The organism is Nocardia farcinica (assembly GCF_029867845.1).
Taxonomy (GTDB): domain Bacteria; phylum Actinomycetota; class Actinomycetes; order Mycobacteriales; family Mycobacteriaceae; genus Nocardia; species Nocardia farcinica_A.
Genome location: NZ_JARWRU010000828.1, coordinates 1 through 9,102 on the forward strand (window position 1 = coordinate 1; position 9,102 = coordinate 9,102).

General features: G+C 69.1%; 12 protein-coding genes. 5 read left to right on the forward strand and 7 right to left on the reverse strand.

The genetic code is table 11. The features are described 5' to 3' along the window. The coding region (locus QH283_RS17970; protein ID WP_280504149.1) for a hypothetical protein at positions 1-794 on the forward strand (794 nt) is incomplete at its 5' end. A 109-nt stretch (positions 795-903) separates the two neighbouring features. Here QH283_RS17970 and QH283_RS17975 read toward each other — a convergent pair. Further along, positions 904-1,299, reverse strand: a complete 396-nt coding sequence (locus QH283_RS17975) for an ArsR/SmtB family transcription factor (RefSeq protein WP_280504150.1) — start codon at positions 1,297-1,299, stop codon at positions 904-906. Next, positions 1,299-1,955 carry an SRPBCC family protein gene (locus QH283_RS17980; RefSeq protein ID WP_280504151.1) on the reverse strand — a complete coding sequence of 219 codons (657 nt, stop codon included), beginning with the start codon at positions 1,953-1,955 and terminating at the stop codon, positions 1,299-1,301. Before QH283_RS17980 ends, QH283_RS17975 begins: the two co-directional genes overlap by 1 nt. Before the next feature lie 129 nt (positions 1,956-2,084). Between QH283_RS17980 and QH283_RS17985 the strand changes: the two genes are divergently transcribed. Then, positions 2,085-2,297, forward strand: a complete 213-nt coding sequence (locus QH283_RS17985; protein ID WP_280504152.1) for a type II toxin-antitoxin system VapB family antitoxin — start codon at positions 2,085-2,087, stop codon at positions 2,295-2,297. Between the two features lie 17 nt (positions 2,298-2,314). Then, on the forward strand, positions 2,315-2,716 hold the full coding sequence (locus QH283_RS17990; RefSeq protein WP_280504153.1) for a PIN domain nuclease: 402 nt from the start codon (positions 2,315-2,317) through the stop codon (positions 2,714-2,716). A gap of 21 nt (positions 2,717-2,737) precedes the next feature. Here QH283_RS17990 and hsaB read toward each other — a convergent pair whose 3' ends face one another. The 4 genes from hsaB to hsaA are packed head-to-tail and all read right to left on the reverse strand — an operon-like array spanning position 2,738 to position 6,368. Next, positions 2,738-3,340, reverse strand: a complete 603-nt coding sequence (hsaB, locus tag QH283_RS17995; protein ID WP_280504154.1) for a 3-hydroxy-9,10-secoandrosta-1,3,5(10)-triene-9,17-dione monooxygenase reductase subunit — start codon at positions 3,338-3,340, stop codon at positions 2,738-2,740. Positions 3,341-3,384: 44 nt separating this feature from the next. Then, on the reverse strand, positions 3,385-4,290 hold the full coding sequence (hsaC, locus tag QH283_RS18000) for an iron-dependent extradiol dioxygenase HsaC (RefSeq protein ID WP_280504155.1): 906 nt from the start codon (positions 4,288-4,290) through the stop codon (positions 3,385-3,387). Between the two features lie 3 nt (positions 4,291-4,293). Further along, the gene (hsaD, locus tag QH283_RS18005) at positions 4,294-5,205 is read right to left on the reverse strand and encodes a 4,5:9,10-diseco-3-hydroxy-5,9,17-trioxoandrosta-1(10),2-diene-4-oate hydrolase (RefSeq protein WP_280504156.1); all 912 of its coding nucleotides are present in this window, start codon (positions 5,203-5,205) and stop codon (positions 4,294-4,296) included. Then, positions 5,205-6,368, reverse strand: coding sequence for a 3-hydroxy-9,10-secoandrosta-1,3,5(10)-triene-9,17-dione monooxygenase oxygenase subunit (gene hsaA, locus QH283_RS18010; protein WP_280504157.1), 1,164 nt, complete (start codon positions 6,366-6,368; stop codon positions 5,205-5,207). Before hsaA ends, hsaD begins: the two co-directional genes overlap by 1 nt. Before the next feature lie 198 nt (positions 6,369-6,566). Here hsaA and QH283_RS18015 point away from each other — a divergent pair, with 198 nt between their 5' ends. Further along, positions 6,567-7,817, forward strand: a complete 1,251-nt coding sequence (locus QH283_RS18015) for a Rieske 2Fe-2S domain-containing protein (RefSeq protein ID WP_280504158.1) — start codon at positions 6,567-6,569, stop codon at positions 7,815-7,817. Beyond that, a complete protein-coding gene (locus QH283_RS18020; protein ID WP_280504159.1) occupies positions 7,817-8,149 on the forward strand; it encodes a hypothetical protein in 333 nt (110 codons plus the stop codon). The genes QH283_RS18015 and QH283_RS18020 overlap by 1 nt, the downstream gene beginning before the upstream one ends. A 94-nt stretch (positions 8,150-8,243) precedes the next feature. On the opposite strand, the gene QH283_RS18025 is transcribed toward QH283_RS18020, so the two are convergent. Further along, entirely contained in the window at positions 8,244-8,654 is a 411-nt protein-coding gene (locus QH283_RS18025; RefSeq protein WP_280504160.1) for a cupin domain-containing protein, read from the reverse strand. Positions 8,655-9,102 lie beyond the last annotated feature (448 nt).

Below are 9,102 nucleotides of genomic sequence, written 5' to 3' on the forward strand. Positions count from 1 at the left end.
CGGTTACCGGCGGGGGCAACCGGTACCCGATGAAGGACGCGCCGGGCCCCCTCGGCAAGATCGGCGTCTTCACGCCGCTCGTCGGCGTCGTCGTCGCTTTCGTCGTGCTGAGCACCCTGTCCACCGGCGGCGGTCTGTGGCCGTCGACCGACTCCGCGAGCGAGCGCACCACGACCACCACCGCGCCGCCGGCCACCAGCACGCGCGCGACCACCACGGGCCGCCCGACCCCGACCACGCGGTCGGCGGCCGTCACGGCGGCGCTGCTCCCCGGTTACCAGGGCATCGCCGTCGAATCACGCGGCGTGGCCTACGACGTCCCCGAGGGCTGGGTGGTCGATTCCCCCAGCACGATCCGCGGCTTCGAGAACGAGCAGGGCCGCATCTCCGGCACCGGCACGGCCGCCGAGGGCGAGGACTACTGCGGCGAGAACAACCGCGCCACCAGCTTCGTCAGCCGCTCCGACGTGCCCGATCTCGCCGCCGCCGCCACCGAATGGGGCGACTCCACCGCCAGGATCGCCTTCGACAGTTCCGGCTGGACCCGCCGCGTCACCGGCCCCGAGAACCTCACCACCCGCTCCGGCCTCACCGGCGCGATGGTGGAGACCACCGGCCCCCAGACTCCCGACCCGGCCGACTGCGCCACCGCCTACTCCATCTACACCTTCGCCTTCACCGGCTCCGAAGGCACCACCCTGCTGCTCACCATCGCCGCCGACCGCGAGGTCACCGGCGAGGTCACCCCCGACCAGGCCCGCGAGATCTTCTCCACCGTCCGCCTCCTGAACTAGACAAGGCATCCGAGGGCCAGGAACCGTCCATATCGCTCCCGGCGCCGACGGCGATCTCGTCGAGGTCGGACCACCATCGGGCGACGATGTCGGATCGTCCCGGTGCGGATCAGGCCCCGCGCACTTCGCGCGGGGTGTTCTCGGCGGCGGGTGCGGCGCGGCGGGCGCGCTTGCCCCTGGCCACCTCCGTGGCGAGAGCGTCCAGCGGCTGCCCGAACCCGCGCAACGGATCGATCAGCCCGGTGAGCCAGTCCAGGGCGACCCCCACTGCTGCCGGGTCGAGCGCGTAGAGCCGCCGGTTGCCGTCGGCGCGCACGGTGACCAGCCCGGCCTCGCGCAACACCTTGAGGTGCTGAGAGACGCCGGGCTGGGAGATCGAGGTCAGTTCCCTGGCGGCGGCGACCAGTTCGCCCGCGGACCGCTCGCCCGTCGCCAGCAGGGCGAGCAGCTGCCTGCGCAGCGGGTCGCCGAGCGCCTCGAAGATCTTCGCCGGGGGTAGCGCCATCAGGACTCGGGGCCCGCCTCGGGCTCGGTGGTGTAGAAGACGATGGTCTGCTCGGCGGCGGTGTGCGCGGCCGTCGGGTCGTCGCCGTCGGCGATGGCGGCGTCGGCCCAGGCCTCGGCGGCGGTGCGGATGAAGGTGATCCCCTCGGGGGTGGTGTGCAGGTTCATCGCCACCTCGGGGTCGACGGGTTCGCCGGTCTCGACGTGGATGCCGAGACCGAGCAGCGCCAGATCCCAGCCGACACCGACCGCGCCCGGCCCGAACTGATCCCACATCTGCGGGTCCACCGGCGCCTCGTGCACCAGCTCCAGTCGCGTTCCCTCGCCGTCCGGGGTGAGCGTGACCGTCAGCCAGGACACGTTCCCGCCGAACTCCCAGGTGACCGCGAACCGCTGCGGCCGATCGCACGCCTCGACCGTGCCGCCCGCATTGCCCTCGAGCTGGTACTTCCCACCCACCTCCAGCTCGCCGCTGATCGGCAGGAACCAGCGCGGCAGGCGCTCGGGGTCGGTCAGCGCCTCCCAGAGGTCCTCCTGCGCCGTCGGGTAGGTCCGGCGGGCCACCGCGACCCTGGTGGAATCCCCACCGCGCGAGCCGGTGCGGATCTCCCTGGTGACCAGTCCGGCCGCGGCGGCCGGGTCCGTCAGCAAAGCCATATCTGCCTCCCTTTATAAGTTTGTGCTTATATTACACGCATCATTCGCGAACAGCGAGGCGCGGCTTTGATATCAAGATCTGTATCTTTCGATATCGCGGGCCTACCCTTGTATGCGGAGGTGGTAGAGATGGCACGAACCGTTATCGATGTGAACGATGCGATGCTGGCCGAGGCGGCCGAGATCTTCGGTACGACGACGAAGGTCGCCACTGTCAATGCGGCGCTCGAAGACGTGATCAAGCGCCGTAAGCGGCAATCGTTCCTGGATTGGCTCGCCGCGGGGGGATTGCCCGGCCTGACCGGAGAGGCCGACTCCTCGGCCGATCAGGGCGCGGCCTGATCGTGTCGATCAGGTACTTGATCGACACGTCCGCCTTGGCGCGTTATCCGAAATCCGGTGTGCGGGCGATGGTCGAGCCACTGCACAACGCGGGGGTTCTCGCCGTCTGCGGGGCGGTGGAGTTGGAAATTCTTCGAGCGGCGCGCTCGAAATCGGATGCGGTGCGGATTCGCGACGAGCTGCGCGGTTTCGACTGGTTGCCCACGCCGGACGAGGCCTGGGATCGAGCCGCCGAGGTGCAAGGGTTGCTCGTCGGACGTGGGAACTGGCGAGCCCTGTCCACGTCGGACCTCATCATCGCCGCCGTCGCGGAAAGACACCGCGTTACCGTGCTGCACTACGACGGCGACTACGACGTGATCGCTGCCGTCACCGGCCAAGCCGTGCGGTGGGTCGTCCCGCCCGGAACGGCGGACTGAGGCACGCGCCTGAGGCAGGGCTCAGAGCCAGGTGTCCAGCGTGGTGGTGGTGAGGAAGTGCTCGAGATCGGCGCGCCAGGGCGCGGGCGTGGTCTTCTCGGGCTCGATGGCGGTGTACTGGCCGCGGTAGAACAGCAACGGGCGGCCGGAGTCGGTGGACTCCGACAGTGAGAGCACCCGGCCGATGACGATGTAGTGGTCGCCGCCGTCGACGACGCGCTCCACCCGGCATTCGATGGTGGCCAGCGAGTCGTCGAGGGCGGGCAGGCCGAGTTCGGTGGTGCGCCATGGCACGCCGGCGAACTTGTCCTCTTCCCTGGAGCCGAAGCGGGCGCAGACCGGCTGCTGGGCCTCGGCCAGGATGTTGACGCAGAAGCGTCCGTGCTTCTCGATCGCCGCCCACGAGCGCGAGCCCTTGGTGGGGCAGAACAGCACGAGCGGCGGGTCGAGGGACAGGGCGGCGAACGACTGGCAGGCGAAGCCGACCGGCGCGGGGTCCGCGCCGTCGACGGCCTCGCCGAAGGGGGTGATGACGGTGATGCCGGTGCAGAACTGCCCGAGCACGGTGCGGAACCGCCGGGGGTCGATCGCCGGATTCGCGTCGGTGGTCACTGTCGTCTCCATGTCGTTCGCCGTCCTGTCGGGGATCGGTTCTTGCCGGTGGCGGGCTACTGCTCGCGCATGCCCACCGAGAAGTCGTGGCCCCACAGGCTAACCGCGGTGGACTCCCGCGCGATCCAGTCGTCGTCCTCGACTTCCAGTCCCTCGCATCCGAATTCGACGTCGAACCCGCCCGGCGTCTTCATGTAGAACGAGAGCATCTTGTCGTTGACGTGCCTGCCCAGGGTGGCCGACATCTTGACCTTCTTGCGCAGCGCGCGGTCCAGCGCCAGGCCGACGTCGTCGGAGTTCTCCACCTCGATCATCAGGTGGACGATGCCGCTGGGGGTGGGCATCGGCAGGAACGCCAGCGAGTGGTGGCGCGGGTTGCAGCCGAAGAAGCGCAGCCAGGCCGGTTCGCCGTCGGCGGGACGGCCCATCATCTGCGGGGGCAGCCGCATCGAGTCGCGCAGCCGGAAGCCGAGCACGTCGCGGTAGAACTCCAGCGCGGCCTGGTCGTCGGAGGTGCTGAGCACCACATGACCGAGGCCCTGTTCGCCGGTGACGAACCGGTGCCCGTACGGGCTGACCACGCGGCGGTGTTCCAGCGCCACCCCGTGGAAGGCCTCCAGCACGTTGCCGGAGGGGTCCTCGAAGCGGATCAGCTCGTAGACGCGCCGGTCGGCCTTCTCCGCGTCGGTGCCCTCCTTGTAGGCCACGCCGGCGCGGTCGAGCCGTTCGCGGATGTCCTGCAGCTCTTCGGCGTTGGCGGTCTCCCAGCCGGAAACCAGCAGCCGGTCGCTCTCGCCGGGCACGATCACCAGCCGGGCGGGGAACTCGTCCATCCGCAGGTAGAGCGAGTTCGGGTCGCCGCCCTTGCCCTCCACCATGCCGAGGACCTTCAGGCCGTAGTCACGCCAGGCCGCCATGTCGGTGGCCTGGATGCGCAGGTAGCCGAGGGAACGGATACCCATGACTCATCCCTCCTGGGGCACACCGGACAGGAAGTCCGTGGTGAGCCGGTTGAATTCGTGGAACTTCTCCAATTGCGCCCAGTGCCCGCAGCCACCGAAGACGTGCAGCTGCACGCGCGGGATCATCTTGGTGGCCACGATGGCGCCGTCGAGGGGGTTGACCCGGTCCTCGCGGCCCCAGATCAGCAGCACGGGCTGGCGCAGCTTGTAGGCGTCGCGCCAGAGCATGCCGAGCTCGAAATCCGGGCCGGCGAACGACTTGCCCATGGCGCGGGTCGCGGCCAGCGCCTCGGGGGTGTTGGCCGAGGCGAATCGCTCGTCGATCAGCTCGTCGGTGATGAGCTTCTGGTCGAAGACCATGATCCGCAGGAACGCCGCGAGGTTCTCCCGCGTCGGCTCGAAGTTGAAGCGCGACAGCAGCTTCACGCCCTCGGTCGGGTCCGGGGCGTAGGCGTTCATGCTCAGCCCGCCGGGGCCCATGAGCACCAGCTTGCCCGCGCGGTCCGGGTGGTCGAGCGCGAAGCGGGTGGCCGCGCCGCCGCCGAGGGAGTTGCCGAGCAGGTGCACCCGCTCGGTGACGCCGAGGGTGTCGAGCAGGTCCTTCAGCGCCGAGGCCGAGTGCCGGAAGTACTGCGGGTGGTCCACCGGCTTGTCCGAGCGCCCGAAACCGGGCTGGTCGACCGCGAGCACGTGGAAGTTCTTCGCCAGCACCGGGATGTTGCGGGCGAAGTTCGACCAGGAGGAGGCGCCGGGGCCGCCGCCGTGCAGCAGCACGATGGTGGGGCCGTTGCCCACGCCCGCCTCGTGGTAGTGCAGTTTCAGGTCGGGACGGACCTGGGCGAACCGGGAGGTCGACTCGTAGGTGATCTCCGCGGTCGCGCTGTCGGCCGGGGCCGCCGTGTCGGTCGCGGTCATCACACCATCCCGTCGGTGATCGGCAGACCGAACTCGTGGGTGCCGTACATGACGTAGGCGCGCTCGGGATCGTTGGCCGCGTGCACCCGGCCGGCGTGCGCGTCGCGCCAGAAGCGCTGCAGCGGCGTGCCGTTGGTCAGCGCGGTGGCGCCGGAGGCCTCGAACAGCTTGTCGATGGAGGCGATGGCGCGGCCGGTGGCGCGGACCTGGTCGCGGCGCGCGCGCACCCGCAGGTCCAGCGGCACCTCTTGGCCTGCGGTGAGCAGCGCATACTCCTCGGCGACATTGCCCGACAGCTGCCGCCAGGCGGCGTCGATGTCGCTGGAGGCCTCGGCCACGCGCACCTTGGTGAACGGGTCGTCCTTGGCCTTCTCGCCCGCGTAGGCCGCGCGCACGCGCTTGCCCTGGTGCTCGACGTGCGCGGCGTAGGCGCCGTAGGCCATGCCGACGATCGGCGCGGAGATGGTGGTGGGGTGGATGGTGCCCCACGGCATCTTGTAGACCGGGTCGGTGTTGCGCTCGAGGCCGGGGGAGGCCAGCTCGTTCATGGTGCGGAAGCTCAGGAAGCGGTGCCTCGGCACGAACACCTCGTCGACGACGACGGTGTTGGAGCCGGTGCCGCGCAGGCCGACCACGTTCCACACGTCGTCGATGCGGTAGTCGCTGCGCGGGATGAGGAAGCTGCCGAAGTCGACCGGCTTGCCGTCCTTGATCACCGGACCGCCGACGACCACCCAGGTGGCGTGGTCGCAGCCCGACGACCAGGCCCAGGAGCCCTTGACGAGGTAGCCGCCGTCGACCGCGGTGCCGATGCCCATGGGCGCGTAGGAGGAGGAGATGCGCACATCGGTGTCCTCGCCCCACACCTCTTCCTGGGCCTGCTGGTCGAACAGCGCCAGGTGCCAGTTGTGCACGCCGATGATGCCCGCCACCCAGCCGGTGGAGCCGCAGGCGGAGGCCAGCTTGCGGACGGTGTCGTAGAAGACGACGGGATCGGCGGCGTATCCGCCCCACTGCTTGGGCTGCAGCAGGCGGAAGAAGCCGGTTTCCTGTAGCGCCTTGATGCTCTCGTCGGGGACGCGCCGCAGGTCCTCTGCCTCCTGCGCCCGCTCACGCAGCGTCGGCAACAGCGCTTCGACCCGTTCGGTCACTTCTTGCGTCATCTCGGACCTGCTCCTGCCTGGTCGGATTGGTAACCGGTACTCATTTGCCTCTGAGACTAGAACAGGTTCTTATTTATGTCGAGAAGTGGGACTCTTTGCAGGTACACCAATGACCTTCGGTACCAACTGTGGCCGAACGCTGGCCTTCGTTGCGGGATTTTTGTAACGTGTTCTAGTACCGAAGGAGGAGGAATCGCGATGGGAGTTACCCCGAGCAACGGGCCGGGTGGCGCCGGTGCGCGCGGTGGAGCCAAGGTCAGAGAGCTCGATGTGGGGACTGTGCCCACCCGGTACGCGCGTGGATGGCACTGCCTCGGCTTGGCCAAGGACTTCCGCGACGGCAAGCCGCACTCGGTGAAGGCCTTCGGCACCAAGCTCGTGGTCTGGGCCGACAGCGCAGGCGAGCTGCGGGTGCTCGACGCCTATTGTAGGCACATGGGCGGCGACCTGAGCATGGGTGAGGTCAAGGGCGACGAGATCGCCTGCCCGTTCCACGACTGGCGCTGGTCGGGTGAGACCGGCAAGTGCACCTCGATTCCCTACGCCCGTCGCGTGCCGCCGCTGGCGCGTACCCGCAAGTGGATCACCCTCGAACGCAACGGCCAGCTCTACGTCTGGCACGACCACGAGGGCAACCCGCCGCCGGACGAGGTGACCATCCCGTACATCGAGGGCCCTTACGCCGTCGACGGCGAGCCCACCGACGGGCTGGACAGCAACTGGACCGAATGGACCTGGAACCGCATCGAGATCGAGGGCGCCAATTGCCGCGAGATCATCGACAACGTGGTCGACATGGCCCATTTCTTCTACATCCACTTCGCCTATCCGACGTATTTCAAGAACGTCTTCGAAGGGCACGTGGCGACCCAGTTCCTGGAGACCAAGGGTCGTCCCGATGTGGGATTGGCGGCCAAGTACGGCGCCGAGACGCTGCTGAAGTCCGAGGCCTCGTATTTCGGCCCGTCGTACATGATCAATCCGTTGATCAACAGCTACGGCGGCTACGAGGTCAAGGTCGTGCTGATCAACTGCCACTATCCGGTCACCCAGGACTCGTTCGTCCTGCAATACGGCTTGACGGTGGAGAAGCCCAAGGGCCTCGACGACGCGACCGCGACCAAGCTGGCGAAGACGATGACCGATTTCTTCGGCACCGGCTTCCTGCAGGACGTGGAGATCTGGAAGCACAAGTCCAAGGTCGAGAACCCGCTGCTGTGCGAGGAGGACGGCCCGGTCTACCAGCTGCGCCGCTGGTACGAGCAGTTCTACGTCGATGCCGCCGACGTGACCGACAAGATGACCCAGCGCTTCGAGTTCGAGGTGGACACCACCAAGGCCAACGAGGCGTGGGAGGCCGAGGTGGCCGAGAACCTGCGCCGCAAGCGCGAGGCCGAAGCCGCCGCCGAAGCCGAGAAGGCAGGCTCCGAGGCCGAGGCCGGCGTCTGATGAAAGCGACCTGGGCCAAGGCGCCGGACTTCGCCGATCAGCCCGAGCGGCGGGCCGCCGTGCAGGCCCAGACCGCGCTGGATCGTCAGCGCTATCTCGAGGACGGGATGACACCCCTGCACTGCCAGGGGTGTCACACCCGCGTGCTGGTGCGCAAGTACAGCGCCCACCAGACCTCGATCCAGTGGACCGAGCCGCCGAAGACGCACTGCCCCGTCTTCGCCCGCCTGGCCGAGGAGGGCGCCCGCCCCGGTCGCCCGGAGACCTGCGGTCAGCTGGAGAAGACCATCAAATGGGCGGTCGACGAGGGCGTCGTCGAGGTGCCCGAGTAGCGCGATCGTCGTCGAGTGCGGCCGTGTCCGCACGTGATCACGTACGCGCGCGCCACCGGTTCGACCACGGGGAGCGACCGGCCGTCGGTGCGGCTCAGTCGAGGCGGAAGTCGGCGAAGTCGAAACCGGGGGCGACGACGCAGCTGACCAGCACGTGCCGGTCGCCGAGCGGCCGGGCCGCCTGGCTGACGCCGCCGGGCACGAGCGCCTGCACCTGCTGTCCGGCGGCCACGTCGGGGCCGAGCACCACCTGTTCGTCGCCGATCTCGAGCAGCAGCGGCCCGCCGTCGTGCCAGAACCACAGTTCGTCCGAGCGCACGGTGTGCGGGGCCGAGTGGTCGCCGGGGGTGAGCAGGAACAGGATGGCGGTGGCCGCCGCGCGGGCGCCCGGGTAGCCGGTCGGGGTGAATTCCACCGAACTGCGCCAGGTTTCGCGATACCAGCCGCCCTCGGGGTGCGGTCGCAGATCGAGCGCGGAGGCGAGGGCGGGACGGTCATCGGGCATGGTCCGACTCTAGAAGCCCGGCGCCGATGGTGCCGGGCGTGATGTGCCGCGAGATGCGGAGGCGGTCGTCGCCGCATCGCGGGCCGGCGCGCGAGAGCCGTTCGCGCTCGGCGGAATGAGCGCGGCGACGACCGCCGCGGCGGGAGCGAGAGTCTCGATGGCGATGACGTCGAAGGACGAGCGACTGCCGGGTGGCCTCGTTGCCGTGCCGGTATCGGCTCGTGATCGTGGGCGACATCGCTGACGCGCACCTCGTCGTACGGGTCCGGGACGGTCAGGGGCCGCCCGCCGCAGCCCATATTATTACCTTTGCTAAATATGTCCAAGCCGCTGTGGCCGGACCCACGGGGGCGACCCCGGCGAGCCGAGACGAAGTCCCCGCTCCCGGGGCCGAACCGCGCAGGTCAGGCCGCCACCGGCCGCCGTGCCGCACCGAAGAGCTCGGCGT

Bases quoted from the DNA above. Each gene is read 5' to 3' on its own strand.
- QH283_RS18015 (WP_280504158.1), top strand. From the start codon at position 6,567: ATGGGAGTTACCCCGAGCAACGGGCCGGGTGGCGCCGGTGCGCGCGGT.
- QH283_RS17985 (WP_280504152.1), top strand. From the start codon at position 2,085: ATGGCACGAACCGTTATCGATGTGAACGATGCGATGCTGGCCGAGGCG.
- hsaC (WP_280504155.1), bottom strand. From the start codon at position 4,290: ATGGGTATCCGTTCCCTCGGCTACCTGCGCATCCAGGCCACCGACATG.
- QH283_RS18020 (WP_280504159.1), top strand. From the start codon at position 7,817: ATGAAAGCGACCTGGGCCAAGGCGCCGGACTTCGCCGATCAGCCCGAG.
- hsaD (WP_280504156.1), bottom strand. From the start codon at position 5,205: ATGACCGCGACCGACACGGCGGCCCCGGCCGACAGCGCGACCGCGGAG.
- QH283_RS18025 (WP_280504160.1), bottom strand. From the start codon at position 8,654: ATGCCCGATGACCGTCCCGCCCTCGCCTCCGCGCTCGATCTGCGACCG.
- QH283_RS17980 (WP_280504151.1), bottom strand. From the start codon at position 1,955: ATGGCTTTGCTGACGGACCCGGCCGCCGCGGCCGGACTGGTCACCAGG.
- hsaA (WP_280504157.1), bottom strand. From the start codon at position 6,368: ATGACGCAAGAAGTGACCGAACGGGTCGAAGCGCTGTTGCCGACGCTG.
- hsaB (WP_280504154.1), bottom strand. From the start codon at position 3,340: ATGGAGACGACAGTGACCACCGACGCGAATCCGGCGATCGACCCCCGG.
- QH283_RS17975 (WP_280504150.1), bottom strand. From the start codon at position 1,299: ATGGCGCTACCCCCGGCGAAGATCTTCGAGGCGCTCGGCGACCCGCTG.